Origin of the sequence: Flammeovirga sp. EKP202 (assembly GCF_014534745.1) — a bacterium.
GTDB lineage: Bacteria > Bacteroidota > Bacteroidia > Cytophagales > Flammeovirgaceae > Flammeovirga.
In genome coordinates this window covers 33924-53163 of the sequence record NZ_JACVVP010000020.1, presented here as the reverse complement: position 1 = coordinate 53163, position 19240 = coordinate 33924, and the positions used below count along the sequence as shown (strand labels likewise).

The 19240-nt window shown below is 34.0% G+C and carries 13 protein-coding genes; 9 read left to right on the top strand and 4 right to left on the bottom strand.

Annotated features, from left to right (window positions below):
• Positions 1-474 precede the first annotated feature (474 nt).
• From IC221_RS13845 to IC221_RS13820, 6 genes are all read left to right on the top strand, one after another.
• On the top strand, positions 475-1332 hold the full coding sequence (locus tag IC221_RS13845; protein WP_188169534.1) for an AraC family transcriptional regulator: 858 nt from the start codon (positions 475-477) through the stop codon (positions 1330-1332).
• A 62-nt stretch (positions 1333-1394) separates the two neighbouring features.
• Positions 1395-1820, top strand: a complete 426-nt coding sequence (locus tag IC221_RS13840; RefSeq protein WP_188169533.1) for a DUF4345 domain-containing protein — start codon at positions 1395-1397, stop codon at positions 1818-1820.
• Positions 1821-1843: 23 nt separating this feature from the next.
• Positions 1844-2767, top strand: a complete 924-nt coding sequence (locus tag IC221_RS13835; RefSeq protein ID WP_188169532.1) for an SDR family NAD(P)-dependent oxidoreductase — start codon at positions 1844-1846, stop codon at positions 2765-2767.
• A 242-nt stretch (positions 2768-3009) separates the two neighbouring features.
• Positions 3010-5064 carry a tail fiber domain-containing protein gene (locus IC221_RS13830; protein ID WP_188169531.1) on the top strand — a complete coding sequence of 685 codons (2055 nt, stop codon included), beginning with the start codon at positions 3010-3012 and terminating at the stop codon, positions 5062-5064.
• Between the two features lie 7 nt (positions 5065-5071).
• A complete protein-coding gene (locus IC221_RS13825; RefSeq protein WP_188169530.1) occupies positions 5072-8185 on the top strand; it encodes a T9SS type A sorting domain-containing protein in 3114 nt (1037 codons plus the stop codon).
• A gap of 97 nt (positions 8186-8282) precedes the next feature.
• Positions 8283-8927 (top strand): HAD family hydrolase, encoded by a 645-nt coding sequence (locus IC221_RS13820; protein ID WP_188169529.1) that lies wholly within the window; start codon positions 8283-8285, stop codon positions 8925-8927.
• A gap of 66 nt (positions 8928-8993) precedes the next feature.
• Here the strand turns inward: IC221_RS13820 and typA are convergent, their stop codons facing one another.
• Positions 8994-10763, bottom strand: a complete 1770-nt coding sequence (gene typA, locus IC221_RS13815; RefSeq protein WP_188169528.1) for a translational GTPase TypA — start codon at positions 10761-10763, stop codon at positions 8994-8996.
• Between the two features lie 265 nt (positions 10764-11028).
• Between typA and IC221_RS13810 the strand changes: the two genes are divergently transcribed.
• Positions 11029-11274: a hypothetical protein gene (locus IC221_RS13810; RefSeq protein WP_044205368.1), complete on the top strand. Its 246-nt coding sequence runs from the start codon at positions 11029-11031 to the stop codon at positions 11272-11274.
• A gap of 200 nt (positions 11275-11474) precedes the next feature.
• A complete protein-coding gene (locus IC221_RS13805) occupies positions 11475-11720 on the top strand; it encodes a hypothetical protein (RefSeq protein ID WP_188169527.1) in 246 nt (81 codons plus the stop codon).
• Between the two features lie 120 nt (positions 11721-11840).
• Here the strand turns inward: IC221_RS13805 and IC221_RS13800 are convergent, their stop codons facing one another.
• The 3 genes from IC221_RS13800 to purD all read right to left on the bottom strand — a co-directional run bounded on the left by IC221_RS13800 (position 11841) and on the right by purD (position 17858).
• The gene (locus tag IC221_RS13800; RefSeq protein ID WP_188169526.1) at positions 11841-15074 is read right to left on the bottom strand and encodes a WG repeat-containing protein; all 3234 of its coding nucleotides are present in this window, start codon (positions 15072-15074) and stop codon (positions 11841-11843) included.
• 255 nt (positions 15075-15329) lie between these two features.
• Complete coding sequence (locus IC221_RS13795) at positions 15330-16448, bottom strand: 5-(carboxyamino)imidazole ribonucleotide synthase (protein ID WP_188169525.1); 1119 nt, start codon at positions 16446-16448, stop codon at positions 15330-15332.
• A gap of 138 nt (positions 16449-16586) precedes the next feature.
• Positions 16587-17858: a phosphoribosylamine--glycine ligase gene (gene purD, locus IC221_RS13790; protein ID WP_188169524.1), complete on the bottom strand. Its 1272-nt coding sequence runs from the start codon at positions 17856-17858 to the stop codon at positions 16587-16589.
• A gap of 223 nt (positions 17859-18081) precedes the next feature.
• Between purD and IC221_RS13785 the strand changes: the two genes are divergently transcribed.
• Positions 18082-18996, top strand: coding sequence for a DUF5675 family protein (locus IC221_RS13785; protein ID WP_188169523.1), 915 nt, complete (start codon positions 18082-18084; stop codon positions 18994-18996).
• Positions 18997-19240 lie beyond the last annotated feature (244 nt).

Here is a 19240-nt window from a genome sequence, read left to right as displayed (position 1 = left end):
AATATTTAATGTTGTGATTTTTATAAATGTATAACGAACAATAATTATTATATTTTCAAATAAAATGATTTTTATTGAAAATGTCATAAAATTAAATCTGCGTTATAACAGGTTAATTTATGGTGTAAAAGACTATATATGCTTGTTTTAACACATGTTAATTATTAAATACAACCTTTACCTTTGTAATAACGTAAAACATAACTGAAAGGAAAAAAGATTTGAAGTTTTACAAGAATGGTACTTCAAGTTGAACTTGTTTCAATATTTCATTATTCCTTTTAATACTTATCAAAAGTTATTTAAATTAGGATAAGTAATTCAAACAGAGAAAAATATATAATATTTAAAAATATAAGTAATAATTCATTTCATTTCATACTAAGTTGGAGAGGTTATCATGATAATGGTAACCTCTTTTTGTTTTTAGTTATTTTCAATATTTTTGAATAATATCTTTTTTAACTTCTGACCATGGGATATCAAGAACAACATATTACTTATAAAGGGCAACCTGTCTTCATCAAGTTATCTATGCCTAGCTTTGATCGTACTTTAAAACAGTATGTTGAGAATGAAGCTTGTTTTATGTTCGTTAACAAAGGAGAAGTAGCTGTACGAACACCTGAGGATTATTTCAAAGTCAACCGTCATCAAGGAATGTTGGCAAAGTGTTTAAACTATTTCTTCGAGCCAGTGAAAGATTCTAAAAGTTGTGATGAAGGAATTGAATCAGTTGGTATCTTCTTATATCCATCGATTGTAAAAGATCTTTTTGAATTCGATTTTACGAAACTCAATCATAAAGTAGACTATAATGTAAAGCAAGTGGAGGTGGATAAGTTATTGGATAACTATAGGGAGAGCATTAATCTTTTGCTGGATAATCCTTCTTTGGCAGATGAAAGCCTTATTAAGGCAAAACTCAAGGAGTTTATTTTGTTAGTTTCAAAATCAACCGCAGCCCCTTCAGAATTAGATTTCCTTTCGGCAATTTTTAAACCCAATGAGGTAAATTTTAAAAAAGTGATCCAAAAACACCTTTATACAAACTTGTCGATAGATGAATTGGCTAGCCTAGCACAGATGAGTACCTCTTCTTTCAAGCGAAAGTTTAAAGAGGTATTTGATGAAAGCCCTAAAAAGTACATCAACACTAAAAAAATTGAAAAAGCTGTAGACTTATTGCAAAGTACCAATGATAGAGTTTCAGATATTGCTTATGATGTAGGGTATGATTCTTTGGCTACTTTTAATCGAAATTTTATGGATTTTGTAGGGAAATCACCCTCTGATTTCCGCTTGAACCAAAATGAGAAACCTTTGAGCTAAAACGATCAAACAATCCTTTATTTTTCATCGACTTTTGTAGTACACAATTACAAACAGAAGTTATGAAACAATCTAAAACAATCAAGAGTTATCTCGTACTCTCAGGACTATTACTTTCATTTATAGGTCTTTCTTCATTGGTAATGCCTATCGAAATGAAAGCCACTGGAGGAATTGATCTTTCAGGTGGAAATGTAAATGCACTCAACGAAGCGAGAGCATATAGTGCCCTTCTTTTCGCTCTTGGACTGACAACAATAACAGGAGCATTCAATTCAAAACTCTCGTATTTATCCACTTTAATTCCCACTATCGTTTTCCTATCCATAGGTACAGGAAGGTTGATTAGTATACTATCAGACGGAATGCCGGTAGAGGAAGTGATCAAAGCTACAGTCTTAGAATTCATATTAGGTTTTGTAGGCTTTTTCCTTTTCCAGAAGAAAAAAATTGAAGCAAATTCTCCTTCATTCTCATCCTCAATTTAATTAACCCTATAAACATTACAATCATGAATAAAGTAATAATGATTACTGGTGCCAATGCAGGTATTGGTAAAGAAACAGCTCGTCAATTAGGTCAAATCAAAGAAACTGAAAAAATATATTTGGCTTGTAGAAATTTAGAAAAAGCAAAAGTTGCGAAACAGGAATTAGAGAAAGTAACAGGGAGGAATATTTTTGAAATTATCATTATGGATGTTTCTCAAACAGATTCTGTAAAGAAAGCAATAGCAGGTTTAGATACTTCAATTGATGCATTAATAATGAATGCTGGAGGAATGGGAGGAAAGACACCTGATAGAACCACAAAAGAAGGTGTGACTACTATTACTGCATCTAACTTATTAGGTCATGTTGTGCTCGTAGATGAGTTACTCAAGAATAATAAATTGAACAATATTGCACTTTATGCAAGCTCGGAAGTGGCAAGAGGAGTGAAGAAAATGGGAATGGAACAATATCAGCTGAAAAATGCAAGCGTAGATGAATTTACGTCGCTTTTTGATGGTTCTGCTTTTGGGAAAAACTTTGATGCGATTCTAGCTTATTCAGGCGTGAAGTTGAGTGGTACTTTATGGATGTCCTCAATGGCAAGAAAATATCCTAATATCAAATTTATTAGTGTAAGTCCAGGTGGAACAAGAGGAACAGATGGTTTCAATGATATGCCTTTCTTGCAGCGTATCATGTATAAATATGTAGGTATGCCGATCATAATGCCACTTTTAGGACTTTCTCATAGTTTAGAAAGTGGAGCCAGAAGATTTGTGCAGAGTATTAATAACGAAAAATTAGAGAGTGGCGTTTTTTACGCAAGTAAGAAGAATGTGTTGACAGGACCTTTAGTAGATCAAAGTCCTTACTATAATGGTTTTAGTAACCCTGTTTATCAGGATAATGCCAATGAAGCAATACACCGATTTATCAATTAAATTTTATGAGTATCTATTTAAGGTGATGGAGTTTTTCATCACCTTTTTTATGCCCAAATCACCACTATTAATTTCCAATAAATAGAGTATAAAGAGTGTTTAAAAAGTAGTTAACATGTTGATTCATAAAAAATCGAGGTTTAATTATGTAATATTTGTAAATAATGTATAGATTTGAATCGACTCGTGATTTTTGAAAATCACAAAGGAAACTATTTTATCATGCATAACCTACTTTAAAAATGAAAACACTTTTTCTCTTTGCGGTTGCAATGTTTGCAGCCCTTATGCTTCATGCCCAAAAAATACCTTTTCAAGGTAAACTCTCAGAAAATGGTACCCCTGTAAATGGTACCAAAACAATTTCCTTCTCTATTGGTAATTGGAATGAAACACATCAAGATGTTCAAATTGTAGATGGTTTTTATGCTGTAGTATTGGGATCAATTACCCCAATAGAAGGTGATATTTATAACCTTCAAGGAGAAACTACTCTTTTTGTAGAAGTAGATGGAACTAAGCTTGATCCAATTAGCTTATATGCTCCCGTTGTTAATAAAAACATGAAGGAGCTTTCAATTCAACATCCTAATGATAGTGTTGGAACAATGATTACTTCTTCTCGAACTAGAATTTATTCTTTAGATGGAATTCGTAATGTTTCTATAGAGTCTAACCGCTTTAAAAACGGAAGTGTAGCCCTTTATGACAGTACAGGAGCTTCAAAAGCGTGGTTGACTGGTTATTCTCAGAACCAAAAAACAAGTGGTTTACTTTCTTTATATGGCAATGGAGGTGCTTGGGTTGGTACAGGTTTTAAAACTTGGGATGCAGATGATTTACCCTATTTTCACTTGGAGGGGTACAAGGTAGAACACAAACCTTTGGTCAACCTTCAGTTGAATACACTTCATGATCAAAGTGATCAAATGGTAGGAGAGGCAGCATCGTTTAGATTACAAACCTCTGAGGATTCTCAAGCTGCTATTGATTTTCATTTCAATACAGATCCAAACGGAGGACCTTCTTCAGTGATGGAAATTTGGGGACATTCCTCTCCAAATATTACAATGGCAGGACAAGAATGGACCAATTCAAACCGTCCTATGATTCATATTTATGGTGAAACCCCTGATGATGGAGATTGGTTCAAAAGTATGCTAGACATATCTGTTGAGTATGATGATCATCTTCAATCGGAGTATGGTGCAATCTCTTTTTATAATGGTATCTCTGATAAGCAACATACACATATAAATGCATCTAGCTTTAATCATGAAGCAGACAATGGAAGTGGAGTAACAATCTATGAAAAAGACTGGGATGGTCATTTACCTATGGTTGCTTTAAACCCTTCTAAAGATTCTAATGCAAATGGTAGTCTTGTAAATGTTCAAATTTCAAAGTTACAAGAAAACGGTATGGAGTACGGAGATATTTGGATGAAACATGCCAATGATAGTATCTATGCTAGTTATACTTCAGGTTGGATGTCTATTAGTAATGATATCAAAGGAGCTGCTTCTGATATGACTTCTGATAATATTTCAATTAATAAATATGGAAATGTATCTTCAAGAATTAGTTTTGATGTTCCAGATTGGAACAATTATCTTCCTTCAATGCAAATGAGCAAGGATGATGAAAACTTATTTGAAGCTATTGTAATAGAAGAAACAGAAAGTACTCACGCATCGATTTTTGTTAGAAATGTAGGTAGTACAAAAGAAGTTGGAATTGATCCTAATGGTTTCAGAATTTCAAGAGAAAATATTGGTGATTTGGTAAGAGTATCAACCGCTCACGATAATCAATTCGGAGAATATGGTGAAATTATAATTCGTGATACTTTAGGAGGAGAATTGGTATTAAATAGATTTACAGATTTTAGTGCTATTTCATCAGATCGTCGTTACAAGTCAAATATTAATCCACTCCAAAATAGTTTAGAAAAAGTAATGCAATTAAAAGGTGTTTCTTATTTCTATAAAGCAGACCAATTCCCTAAAAAGTCTTTTGATAGAGATCAACAAGTGGGTTTGATTGCTCAAGAGGTGGAGGAAGTATTTCCTGAATTAGTAAAAACAGATCAAGAAGGTTACAAGTCTGTGCACTATGCTCAAACAGTGGCTGTATTGATTGAGGCTATCAAGGAATTAAATCAAAAAATTGAGACATTATCCGAAGAAAATAAGTCACTGAAAGCGAGTTTGAATACTGCACAAGAAAATGCCGAGCAAATCAAAGTATTACAAGCTCAAATGTTACAATTACTATCAGAAGTACAATCGAAATAATAACAATATGATACCTTCTTATGTAAGGGCATTATTGAAAGTAATCTCGTTTGTTACTTTTATTATTTGTGTCTCATTCAACACAAATGCCCAAATAACACAGAAAACGCACAGTGTATTATCTATTGGAGGGGCACATTCTTCAACAGGAAATTATCAGCATTTTTCAAATGTTGGTAGCCCTATTGTTTTCTCTCAAGGTGGACCTTACACACATAGCAATGCTTTTATGCATGTCGGCCAAATTTCTAATGATGGAGACACCACAGTTGTAGTTGATACAACTATGGTTGAGTTTAGGGTGGATATGAAAGCTGCGATCAATCAAAACCTCTTTAGCCCAATTGCAGACTTTGTCGATATAGCAGGAAGTTTCAATAATTGGAGTGGAGGAAATGAATATATTCTTAATGATGATGATCAAGACAGTATTTATACCTTAAAGTTCGAACCTTCATTTAGAGATTCTATTCAATTTAAAGCAAGAATAAATGCTTCTTGGGAACCACTAAGTCATGAGTATGCCGCAACAAGCGTAACTCGTCATGCTTTTATTGCAGACAAACAGCATAACATTATTTCATTTAAGTACAATGATGAAGATGTTTATTATCCATTGACCACATTTGAGGTAAATATGGAACAGGCTATTTTTTTAGGGATTTTTATGCCTGAAGATTCAACTCAAACCCTTAGTTTAAAGGTTTTAAGGCCTGATGGACAAGTGCATCATAAATACCTATTACAACACAAAGAGGAAAGCATTTATAAAACAACCTCGCAGTTGAGAAATGTAGGAGAAGAATATGAATTTATTGTTGAAATAAGCACACACATTCCAGGCACTACACCAACAATTGTTCAAGAGGATAACTTCAGAATCTATACTGTAATGGACAATAGTAATTTGGTTTCCTTTTATTACAATGATATTGATTTTGTCGGTTCATTACAGTTAACTGTTGACATGCGATGGGAAGCTGAGCATGGAGATTTTGATCCAAGTGTCGATACCGTGAACTTTATTGGAAGCAATAGTTCTTGGTCACAAGACATAATGCTTACTGATGACGATGATGATTTGATCTATAATGTTCTGATTGATTCATTAATGGATTCAGATCTGGAATTTAAGATCAGGTTGAACAGTAACTGGAATCGAAACGAATTAAGGTCTTCCTACAATAGGGCGTTGATGTTACAAAGAGGAGTAAATGATTTTTCAATTTTCTATAACAGAGAAAATATTGATAACCCTAGAACCACTTTTGAAATAGATATGTCTAAAGTGATGTTGGAGGATACGGTGACAGGGAATGTACGATTATATCTTTATGATAATGAATTAGCAGTTCAGCCACTGAGAGGGTATTCGTTGGAGCTAAAAGAAGATTTTATTTATACAGGATTTTCAAATGTGATAGGCCTCAATGATTCCTTAATTTATAAAGTCGCTTACAATTCGGTAATAGATACGATAGAAAATGAATTTACAATTTATCCAGTTACAGGAACATCGACCACTTCAAGGTATTTCAACAACGATGAATTCTATACAGGTCTACGTTTTGTAGTGAATATGTTTGGTATGGCTGCAAATGGCCGTTTTGATCCAGGGCAAGATGAACTTGATGTCGTTGGGACAATGACCGATTGGAATGGCGGAATTATTGATTTGACGGATGAAGATGGTGATAATATTTATGAAGGTGAATACAGAATTGGTAATCACTCAGAAGCCGAAATAAGCTTTATTACAAGAATCAATGGAGAATGGTTTAGCCTCAGTCGTGAGTTTCCTGGCGGAGAACGTTTAAGGACAGTTACTCCTGTAAGGGGTCAAACGACCACATTAGAATATCACTTTGATGAGGAGGATATTGACAATAAAGAAGTAGTTTTTAAGGTAAATATGTCACATCAGGAAACGTTAGGTAAATTTGACACTGAAGTAGAAGGTGCTGGTTTGAGAATTGAAATCTACGATGGTATTCACCGTTATAATTACCCAATGATTGTGGATGATGAAGGTTTGTACACTTACAATACAAGAAAGTTTGAAGTAGATTCATTGATTTCATTTACAGTGCTTCATTATACCCAAAAGGATGGAGAAGATGATGTTGTTGTACGTGAAGACAGTATTAGAAGAGTAACAAAGGAAAATAGTCAGCAAATCATATCGATGTGGTTTAATGATGAAATTCCAGAGGAACGTTTTGATGCTGTATGGCAAGTTAATATGCAACCGGCCATCAATACGGGTGGGTTTGATGCAATAAATGATGTACTTACTATAAAAGGTTCTTTTGATAATTGGTCTGAGGAAATTGAATTGGTGAAGAATGATACAACAAATGTTTATTCAACTTCCATTTCCCTTCCTGAAAGCATAATTTACTATCAGTTGTTTGTCAATGGAGAAGCAGAAGCTTTTGTTGGACAGGATGAAAGTAACAATCGTTCACATCATCTATCGGAAAATAATACTGTGATCAGTGTGGTTTACAACTTCGAGGAAGTAGAGAAAGTTGAAGAAGAGGATCTGCAAATCGAAGAAACTGAAGATGGTAAAGCTGTTGTAGAAATTGCAGAAGAGCTGTTTAAGGAACTGATTGGTGAAATTATTTATCAAGTATTGTTAGCCAATGGGGATGCCTTACCTGATTGGGTGATTTTTGATCCAGAAACATTAACCTTCACTATTGATCCGTCAAAATTACCTAGTGGTACAAGGATAGAAAATGCGATTGAAGACTTAGATATTATCATTTTAGCCAGTGACGAAGCAGGTCAATCTGTAGCCGTGGAGGTCACTTTACCAACTGAAGAAATCATTGCTGATATCACTGATCCTGAAGGACCGAATGCATTAGAGGATGGTTTGGGAAATTTGGTGAACGTTTATCCAAGTTTTGTTGATCAAATCACTACAATTGATCTCGATCCAGCTATCCAAGGAGCAACAGTTTTAATTACAAATGCTTCTGGAGTTCAATTAGAAACATTGACCATTAGAAAATCTACTCCATTGGATATGAGTACTTACTCATCAGGGTTATATCTGATCCAATTGAAAGTGGAAGATCAATTGATCATTAAAAAGGTCGTGAAAAAATAATAGCCACTACAGATAAAGAATAGAGGAACCAAGGATTGATTTTCTTGGTTCTTTTTTTGTGTACTAGCTAAAAATCATAAATCTAAACAAAAAACAAATGAACTTAATCGTATTTGATATCGACGGTACATTAACAGACTCAGTAAAGGTTCATATCAATGCCTTTTTAATAGCATTAAAACAGCTAGGAGTAAAGGAAGAAGGCTTTAATTTTAAAACATATAAACATCATACAGACTCTTATATTTCAAAAGTAATTTATGAAGAATACGTTCAAAAAGAATTTACGTCTGAAGTACAAGAACAGTTCGCGTCGATCCTTTATTCAGAGATTAATAAACATGAAATCAAAGAGATTAAAGGTGCTTCTCAATTAATACAAAGCCTTCAAAAAGATGAGAACTATGGTATTTGTTATGCGACTGGCTCAATTATTCAACCCGCTAAATTAAAGTTAGAAGTAGTTGGAGCCTCTTATGATCCTTCTCAATTAGTGCCTTCAAATGACATTTACGAAAGAGAAAATATAGTTTCAAAAGCGATAGAAAATGCGAAGGAATTTTACCAAGTAGAGCAGTTTGATAAAATCTATTCAATAGGAGATGGGCTATGGGATTTGAAGACCGCCCAAAACTTAGAGTTAGAGTTTATTGGAATTGGAGAGGAGAACGAAGCAATTATGAGAGAAAATGGAATGCAGACTTTTTACAAGGATTTGACCGAATTTGAATTACCTCTTTAAAATAAAAAACGGCTTGAAAAATTAATTCCAAGCCGTTTTTTGTAAGTCAAAAATCAATTAATGAAATTACTTCAATTTGATTTTACGCATACGAATATTCTCAGGAGTAACCTCTACTAATTCGTCTTCTCTGATGTATTCCATACATTCTTCTAGAGAGAATTGACGTTTAGGAGCAATCTTAGAGTTGTCATCAGAACCTGCAGCACGCATGTTCGTTAATTTCTTACCCTTGATAATGTTAACTCTTAAATCCATTGGTCTGTTGAATTCACCAATTACTTGACCTTCATAGATTTCCTCAGTAGGATCTACGAAGAATACACCTCTATCCTGAAGCTTATCTAATGAGTAAGCAGTAGGAGTACCAGTTTGGTCAGAGATGATAGCACCGTTTGTTTTAGAGTTCATCTCTCCTTTGAAAGGAGCGTATTCTTTGAAACGGTGAGTCATGATTGCTTCACCAGCAGTTGCCGTTAAGATGTTGTTTCTTAAACCGATGATACCACGTGAAGGAATTTGGAATTCTAAGTGTTGCATGTCACCTTTTGGCTCCATGATCAACAATTCACCCTTACGTTGAGTCGCTAATTCGATTGCTTTACCAGAAACTTCCTCAGGAACGTCAATTACTAATGTTTCAATTGGCTCGTGCTTCACGCCATCAATCTCTTTGTATAATACTTGAGGCTGACCTACTTGAAGTTCGTAACCCTCACGACGCATTGTTTCAATCAATACGGCTAAGTGAAGAATACCACGACCATAAACAATAAATCTATCTTCAGAATCTGTAGCTTCAATTCTTAAAGCTAAGTTCTTTTCAGTTTCTTTATATAAACGATCACGTAAGTGACGAGAAGTAACAAACTTACCTTCTTTACCGAAGAAAGGAGAGTTGTTAATCATGAACAACATACTCATTGTAGGCTCTTCGATCGCCATACGAGGAAGTGGCTCAGGATTTTCTACAGTTGTGATTGTATCACCGATTTCGAAGTCATCGATACCAACAATTGCACAAAGATCACCTGCGTGTACTTCTTCAACCTTCTTACGACCTAAACCTTCGAAAGTTTGAAGTTCTTTGATGTGTACTTTCTTGATTGAACCGTCAGCTTTTGCTAAACCAACAAAAGATCTCTCTTTTAAAGTACCTCTAGTTAAACGACCGATAGCGATACGTCCAACGAAGTTAGAGAAGTCTAATGAAGTGATTTGTAACTGAGGATCACCTTCTGGAGATGGAGCTTCTGGTACAAGATCAATGATACCGTCTAATAATGGAACGATTGAATCTGTTTCATTTTTCCAGTCATCACTCATCCAACCATTTTTAGAAGAACCGTAGAAAGTTGGGAATTCTAATTGCTCTTCAGTAGCGTCAAGGTTGAAGAACAAGTCAAATACTTGGTCATGCACTTCGTCAGGACGACAGTTTGGCTTGTCAACTTTGTTGATTACTACGATTGGCTTTAAACCTAATGAAAGTGCTTTACCTAATACAAAACGAGTTTGAGGCATTGGTCCTTCAAAGGCATCAACTAATAGTAATACACTATCAGCCATTTTTAATACACGTTCTACCTCACCACCAAAGTCGGCGTGACCAGGAGTGTCAATAATGTTTACTTTTACTCCTTTGTATTCGATAGCAACATTTTTAGAAAGGATGGTGATTCCTCTTTCACGCTCTAAGTCGTTGTTATCAAGGATCAACTCACCTGTTTCTTGATTTTCGCGGAACAATTGAGCCGCGTGTAGCATTTTATCTACTAGTGTGGTCTTGCCATGATCGACGTGGGCGATGATAGCGATATTACGGATACTACTCATGATAATTTTTTATGAACGTGCAAAGATAATAGAACTATTAAACTATTATAACTTTCTTTTGATCTATTTAGAATCAATTCATATTTATTTCTAATGAATTGTATTTCATACCATTATAGTTTACAGAGAATTAACAATAAAAGTTTGCGAAATCGGTTGCAGAACTTGACCTTTGTATTAATAGTTGAAAACAATAACAATTAAAGATTGTTATCTCGAAACGTTACCCTTTATTTCTTAACTAAGTAATAACCTAATAATAATTATGTCAACAGAAGTCAAGTATTCTAAGTTCCTTATCGGATTATGCCTGAAAAGTGGTGATTCTCTACAATCCATTGCCAAAAACTTTGGAATTCATGCCAATAGAGATGAAATCAACAATTTTGTATCAAAATTAGAGATGGACGGTTTCGTTTCTAAAATTGAAAGATCAACGAAAGAAACTTTTGCTTATTTATCACCTAAAGGAAATGATAAAGCAATGAGTCTAATCAATGGTGATGCTTAATTAAGCATTCAAGTTATAAAGATAGAGCTGTGGTTTTTTCGAAAATCACAGTTTTTTTGTGTTTTTAGGGTCACGCTTTTAAAGCGTCTTAAAATAATATTGTTTGATATTAAATAGAGTTAAACAATGAATCTTAACGAAACCGATTTCGTAATTAAATATTAACTATTATAACTGTTAAACCTTAACCCTTTATTGATATGTCAAGTGAAATCAAATTCTCGAAACTGTTAGTCGGTATTTGCCTCAATTCTGGAAACTCTTTTGGTGAAGTTGCAAGGAACCTTGGAATTTCAATGACCAATTCAGAGTCGGAAGTATTACTGAATATGATGGAAAACCAAGGTTTTATTCATCATCCTGAAATTTCAAACAAACGAACTTGCCCTCATTTAACATCAAAAGGAGAAGAACAAGCAAAGTCACTAATGAATTCAAGTATATAAATTCGAAACAACTAATAAACAACAATAAATTAAGGTGGTATATAGGTGTCACCTTAATAAAAATGGGCAGATCAAATTGAAAGATTGATCTGCCCATTTTTGTGAAATAAAAGAATATTTTTAGTGGATAAACTCCGAATTCCCTTCATTATAGATTAGAATCCCATCACTGAAAAGCTGAGTGGATTGAATGAAATGTTTCGTTACAATATTTCCATTTTGATCGGTCACCTCACCTATGTTTTTAATTTCAAACGTAAATGTGCCGTCTTTGTGGTCTTTTACATTATAAAATAAAATATTGTTGAGTGGTTGACCATCTAGTCCTATCATTCTCCATTGCCCATCTTTAACTTTTTCGAATCCATGGTCTTGTGATACGTCTCCCGTAAGTGAAACTACCCTTCTATTCTTACCATATTTTTCTTCATAGAACTCCTTTTCTGTTTTTGTAAACAGCTTTGTGACTTTGTTTTCGTTAATCGTTCTATTCAAAACCCATTGCTCACCTGTTTTTACAAAGGCAATTCCTGCACTATTAAAAGCAGTTACTTCGTTAAAATCCATATCATAAAGTTCAATTCCATTAATAGAAAGGTGTTTTTCGTAGCCAATACCTTTTACAATAATATGGTTTTGATGAACCGATTTGATCGATTCTGATTTGAGAATACTCCCTATTGTTTTCCCTTCTTGGTTAATAATTATAGTTTCATTAACAATAGCAATGCTACCATAAAAATCAGAAGCCTTATTGTATTGAATAGGAAGTGTGATTTTATTATTTTGATCGATATAGCCCCATTTGTTTTTCATACAAACTGCAGCTAAACCATTAGTAAAAGAATGTGCATTATTATAAGTGGCTGAGATAACCCATTTCCCTTTTTTATCAATAAAGCCGTATTTTCTATCTTTTGCTGATTTTCCATCTTTTTGTGCAACGGCTATGCCTTCATTAAATGGCAAAATCTTTTTAAAGCTTAGTTTAATGATCACTTTCCCTTCCTTATTAATCACACCTTGCAGTTTTGATTTCCCTTTTTTGGAAACAATAGCGTAATCCTTTCCAATATGATGGTAAGTATATTCGTCTTTCTTTTGAAGAGAAGAAACCTTTTCCTCTTTTTCTGTAATTATCTCATTCGTCCATTGTCCATCATCTAACAAGGAATAAACAAGGGAAGTATCTTGTATCAATTGAGAGTATTTTGAAGATAGAGGTAATGCTTTTGAATGTTTAAAAGCAACCGTTGTATCTCCCTCTTGATTGATCATTCCCCATTTTTTATTGGGTACTTGTCCCACAAATAAATTGGAATTGACTTGAAATAATTTAGGATACACAAATGGCGATATTTTATTTCCTTCGAAGTCTATCAACCCTTTCTTTCCGTTTAATTGAGCAATGGCTACTCCGGTGCTATCGTTCCAAATTTTCTCATAACTTTCACTTATATCATCATATTCAAATGGTAAAACTGCTTTCCCGTTAGAGTCTACAAATGAAGTTAGTCTATCTTTATTTGTTACTTTAGCAATCCCTTTGTGTATAGTCCAAATTTCAGTGAAGTTACCTGTTGAAAGATACTCTGCTTCTAATACTACTTCTCCTAAATAATTGACAAAGCCATGTAGGTTTTTCTTGTTGATAATCGCTAAACCTTCTTGTTTTTCCCAAGCTTTCTGAAAACCAATAATAGAAGAGTAAACAGGAGGAATGATTACTTTCCCATTTTCTTTAATGAAGCCTTGATATTTATAACCACGAATAGTCTTTCTGTCGACTGGATCATAAATCGGTTTTCTTTCCATTTTTGCAATTCCATTATTGAAAGCATGAATTTTAGAAACCTTGATTTTTGGAGTAAAAGCCCACTTATATGAACGTAGATATCGCCCCCAAGCTCCGTTTAATTTTACATTGGCTCCTTGATCATCTAATAATACTTCTTGGTATTTACATTCTAATACTGTTTTTCCAGAAGTGTTGATAACTCCCCATTTACCAGAGATTCCAGAACCCATTTTGACCCTAAACCAACCTTTCTCGCAAAGTGAAATGCCATCATAAGAAATAGGGATAACCACTTTTCCTTGTTGATTAATGGCTCCAAATTTCCCATTTTTCTTCACAATAGAATATCCTTCTTTAAAATCGGACGCTAGTGAATAGGTAGGATGAATAACACTCTCAGCATTAGTATTGATAAAACCGTAGCTGTTATTGTTCTTTGCATGGAAATAGGCAAAACCTTCATAAAAGTTGCCAATGTCAAGCATGCTGTAATTCATACCATCTGCCTGAATTGTTCTCTTTACGTCACCGTCTTTATTAATCAGACAATCCCAAAGCGTATCTACAGAGATTCTAGCCCAGTTACTTTCTCCAAAATCAGCAAAAACAATGTCTTTAAAAGTATCACTAAAAAGGATTTTTCCTTCTTGATGATTAATTAAATAATATTTTAATGTACCATCTCTTTCTTCTCTTCTTGCAATTGAAAGTGGACTGTCTTCTGCTTGTTGAACGTAGAAAAATGACTTGCCTTCTAGTAATTCTTTACCATTGGGAGCAATTAAATAATGATCTCCCATGATTTCGATCCATTGTGGTGCAGTCGTTCCACTTTGTGCAAATTCCTTTTTTATGACACTTAAATAAAATCTTTTCTGAAAAGATTGAAAGTCAGATTTTTTGTTGAAATCTTTTTTACTTTTTAAGCTTCCATCGTCATTAATTAAAATAAATGAAACGAGTGGAGTATTGTGATAAGTCGCTAATAGCTGTTTATGGGCAACGACTTTAATATCTTTGAATTCAATAGTTAAAGGGGCTTCCCCTTTTAAATCAACAAAACCTTTTTGATCTCCATTTTGTACGACAAAGACAGGGTTGTTTTTGAGTAAAGTAACCGTGTCATAAATTGGTTTGCAAATGACCGTACCGTCTTTTTTGATGACACCCTCTTTTCCTTTGTCCGTTACTTTAAGGTACATTCCAAAAGGAGAAATGTGATCGTAATACGTTGTGCTGAGAGGAACGTTTTGTTTATTTACAATTGTGGCTCCTTTCTCATTCCAAACTACATATAATTGATTACTGACAACTTCAATTCGATCATATTCACAAGGGATTAAAGTTTCTCCAGAGAGATCTAAAATTCCAATTTTATTGGATTGTCCAACTTTGAAAACTTCATCATTTTTATTGTAAGTGATGAATTGATAGGGGTAAGTGTTATTTGAATTTTGTAGAAAACCCCATTTCCCATTTTTTGAGACAGGTGTTAAAGTCTGTGACAAGCAGAATAGGGGAGTTATTAATAAGAAGATAAAAGTTAATGTTCTCATCTAGGATTGATAGTGATTGTTTGGAAAACTAAAGTCGAAAGTCATGCCAAATAATATGGTTTGAGTGGAGTTAAGTACCTGTTCAAAATTATCTATAGCTTAAATGCATTTGAATTAAACTCAGGTAAGGTAAAATTCATTCTGTATTTATGAACTATTTTTAATTATGATCAGCCACTTATTACATAATAGACCAACAAAAAAGGAGATGCTATTTTTCATAACATCTCCCTTGTATTGTCATCAAAGCTGCTATTAAGCAATCACTTTGAAGTATTTTTTTACCTTATTCACTTTTTCAAGTAATTCATCTTTGTCATCAGCAATAATGGTAATATGTCCCATTTTACGTTCTGGTTTAGTGAATTTCTTTTCGTAAAGGTGAATATAAACACCAGGAATCGCTAAAATCTCCTCAACACCTTCGTATTTCGCTTCACCTGTATAACCTTTTTCCCCTAAAACGTTGACCATTGCAGAAGCACATCTTCTACTTGTGTCGCCTAAAGGAAGGTCAAGGATTGCTCTAATATGTTGGTCAAACTGAGAAGTTACATTGCCTTCAATTGTTTGATGACCACTATTATGTGTTCTTGGTGCAATTTCGTTAACAATCACATTTCCTTCCTTGTCCACAAAGAATTCAATGGCTAATAATCCTACATAATCCAATTTTTCAAGAAGATCATAAGCAATGATTTTAGCGCGTTCTTCTACATCTGAAGAGATGCTTGCCGGAGAAAGCAAATAATCTACTAAGTTGCTTTCATGGTAAACGATTTCAACAGCAGGGAAAGTAGTGATGTCACCACTTGGGTTTCTTGCAGCAATGATAGAGATTTCTTTATCAATATCTACCATTTTTTCTAATACTGAAGGAGCATTAAATCCCTTTTCGAAATCATCTTTAGATTTCATCACCTGAACACCACGTCCGTCATAGCCACCTTTTCCTACTTTCATTACCGCAGGAAGGAAATCTTCATACTCTTCTAATTCGTCTTTGGATTCAACCAATACAAATGGAGAAGTTGGAATACCATTGTCAAGATAAAATTGTTTTTGTACCCTTTTGTCTTGAATCATTTGAATATGATTCGGTTTGGGATACACAACAATTCCTTGTCTTTCAATATCAATTAATGCTTGGGCGTTTACGTTTTCCATTTCTATGGTTAAAACATCAACGTCTTTGCCGAATTCTACAACAGTGAAATATTCATTAATTGAGCCTTCAACAAATTGGTGTGCCATTGCCTTACATGGGGCATTGGGATCAGGATCTAAGGTTTTCACTTGAATATTTAAATTCATAGCGGACTGTATCATCATACGGCCTAATTGCCCACCTCCTAAAACACCTATCTTTTTCATGGTATAATTGAAATGATTGGAGCACACTTACTTAAAAAGTATGCAGTTATGATTAAGAAATTTACTTTGTAGAGCATGTTTAGAACTTAGAAATAAGCTCTAAACACACCCTTATAATTTTAGATCTGACTCAAGTGATTATAAGTCAAAGCCAATATCTTTTCTGAAGTACTTTTGATCGAACTGAACTGTTTCTGCAGCAGCAAAAGACTTTTGAAGTGCTTCGTTCATGTCTTTTCCTTTAGCAGTCATTGCAATCACTCTACCACCGCTAGTAATTACTTCACCTAATTCGCTGAAAGTAGTACCTGCATGGAAAGGAATCACATCTTGTACCTGATCAATTTCAGTGATTTTTTTGCCTTTTTGGTAAGCTTCTGGGTATCCACCAGATACTAGCATTACTGTAGAAGCAAAGTCCTCGTCAATTTCGATTGAGGCCTCATCAAGTTTACCTTGAGCAGCTAAATCAAGAATCTCAAGTAAGTCACTTTTTACTCTTGGAATAACAACTTCAGTTTCAGGATCACCCATTCTTGCATTGTATTCAATAACATAAGGCTTACCGTCTACTTTGATCAAACCAAAGAAAATAAATCCAACGTAATCAATACCGTCTTTCGTTAAACCTTCAATAGTTGGTTTAACAATCGTTTTATCGATTTCCTCCATAAAAGCTTGATCTGCAAATGGAACTGGAGAAACAGCACCCATACCACCTGTATTTAAGCCAGTATCGCCTTCACCAATTCTTTTATAATCTTTTGCTTCAGGAAGTGTCACATAATTTTTGCCATCAGTGATCACGAAAACAGAAAGTTCAATACCATCAAGGAACTGTTCTACAAGTACTGATTTACTTGCTTCTCCAAATTGACCACTCAACATTTCTTTCAATGAAGCTTTTGCCTCTTCTAAAGAATTGATGATCAATACACCTTTACCAGCAGCAAGACCATCGGCCTTTAATACATAAGGAGGTTTTTGCATTTCCAAAAATGCATAACCACTGTCAAGTGTTTCTAAAGTAAATGTTTTAGAAGCGCCTGCAGGGATATTATGACGCATCATGAACTTTTTAGAGTAGTCTTTACTACCTTCTAAAAGTGCTCCCGCTTTTTTTGGACCAATTACCTTAACATGAGAAAGGTTTTCATTCTCTGCAAAATAATCAGCTACACCTTCTACAAGTGGTGCCTCAGGACCAACAATTAACATGTCGATTCCTTCTTCTTGAACAAATTGTCCAAGTTTTTTAAAATCAGTAGCTGAAATACTGATGTTTTGTGCAACTTCTGCAGTTCCAGCATTACCTGGAGCGGCATATAGCTTTGTTAGCTTGTCGCTTTGGGAGATTTTCCACGCTAATGTGTGTTCTCTACCCCCAGAGCCAAGAATGAGTACTTTCATTTCCCGAATTCTTGAAGTTTTAGTATACTGTATAATCAGTAAACAGATATAATTATCAGAAACTAATTATGTCTGTATACAATGACGAAAAAAAATATAATGCGAATATGCTAAAAAAATACCCCATACCATACTATTTAGCTTGTTTTTCAATGCTCTACTGTTATGAAAAGGATAAATAATTGTAGAAATTAGAAATGAATGTCCATCAACACTATAAAATATGAAAGCAACACTTATAAGAAATACCTATTCGAAATTTCAAACACTAGGTAATTTGACTATCGTAAATGATGATGATGAAGTGCTGTTTAAGTGTAATACACTTGAGCTGCCTTGGAAAGAAAATAAAAATCGAATTTCATGTATTCCCGAAGGAAAGTACAAAGCTGTGTTTAGAAGTATCGGAAATTATGCCAATCGATCTTTTCATATTCAAACAGAAGAGGGAGCAGAAGTACCAGGTCGTACAAGTATATTAATTCACTCTGGTAATTTTTTCACCGACACACGGGGTTGTATTCTGGTAGGTAAAAATTATGCTGACATCGCTTTCAAGACCAAAAAGAGGACCATCAAGAAAGATGGGATTCTTGATATATTATCTTCTAGGCCTACGATGGATGAACTGTTGGGATTAGGCTCTTCATTTACATTGGAGGTGATCTCTGAAGATAAAATTCAACTCCCTAAATATGTAGAAGACTCAAAAGAGGATGAGCTTGACGAGGAACTTAGTCCTTTAAAAATTGGAGATATAGCTACCGTGAATGTAAACACTACTTTAAGACTCAGAGATAAACCATCAAAAGAGAGTGAAGTAATTGATCACTTACCTAATAATCAGAAAGTAAAAGTTTTGGCAGACCATGATGAGTGGTTGAAGGTAAGAGTGGAAGAAATTGAAGGTTGGGTTTCTTCTGATTTTGTTCATAAACAAAACGGAAAGTTTTATGTGAAAACGAAAGGAAGTAACTTAAATATTAGGCAAAAACCTGAAATAGGAAATAATAAAGTATTGCCAGATGGCATCAAAAATGGGACAGAACTTTTTTTTGTTGAAAAATCAGAAAATTGGATGAAAGTAAGAGTGTCAGGGAAAGAAGGCTTTGTATTTCAAGATTATCTTCAAAAGTAGTATTGAAGAGGTTAGAAATGGGATTTTTCATAGAAATGCAAATAAGTTTAAATGAATATTTGTATAAGTGTAAAAAATAAACTTATTTAGTATTGTAATCAAAAAGAACAAAGTATAGAACACAATAAAGCGTAAGCTTTTATAAAATATTCGATTAGTTGGAAGTTTGTTTGTTAGTTTAGTTTTAGTGAAAAGAATCTATAATATTTATAGATTCTTTTTTTGTTTATATAGTAAAGTGTTA

Coding starts and splice junctions, on each gene's coding strand:
- IC221_RS13845 (WP_188169534.1), top strand. CDS start 475: ATGGGATATCAAGAACAACATATTACTTATAAAGGGCAACCTGTCTTC.
- IC221_RS13810 (WP_044205368.1), top strand. CDS start 11,029: ATGTCAACAGAAGTCAAGTATTCTAAGTTCCTTATCGGATTATGCCTG.
- IC221_RS13825 (WP_188169530.1), top strand. CDS start 5,072: ATGATACCTTCTTATGTAAGGGCATTATTGAAAGTAATCTCGTTTGTT.
- IC221_RS13820 (WP_188169529.1), top strand. CDS start 8,283: ATGAACTTAATCGTATTTGATATCGACGGTACATTAACAGACTCAGTA.
- typA (WP_188169528.1), bottom strand. CDS start 10,763: ATGAGTAGTATCCGTAATATCGCTATCATCGCCCACGTCGATCATGGC.
- IC221_RS13795 (WP_188169525.1), bottom strand. CDS start 16,448: ATGAAAAAGATAGGTGTTTTAGGAGGTGGGCAATTAGGCCGTATGATG.
- IC221_RS13800 (WP_188169526.1), bottom strand. CDS start 15,074: ATGAGAACATTAACTTTTATCTTCTTATTAATAACTCCCCTATTCTGC.
- IC221_RS13840 (WP_188169533.1), top strand. CDS start 1,395: ATGAAACAATCTAAAACAATCAAGAGTTATCTCGTACTCTCAGGACTA.
- IC221_RS13835 (WP_188169532.1), top strand. CDS start 1,844: ATGAATAAAGTAATAATGATTACTGGTGCCAATGCAGGTATTGGTAAA.
- IC221_RS13805 (WP_188169527.1), top strand. CDS start 11,475: ATGTCAAGTGAAATCAAATTCTCGAAACTGTTAGTCGGTATTTGCCTC.
- IC221_RS13830 (WP_188169531.1), top strand. CDS start 3,010: ATGAAAACACTTTTTCTCTTTGCGGTTGCAATGTTTGCAGCCCTTATG.
- purD (WP_188169524.1), bottom strand. CDS start 17,858: ATGAAAGTACTCATTCTTGGCTCTGGGGGTAGAGAACACACATTAGCG.
- IC221_RS13785 (WP_188169523.1), top strand. CDS start 18,082: ATGAAAGCAACACTTATAAGAAATACCTATTCGAAATTTCAAACACTA.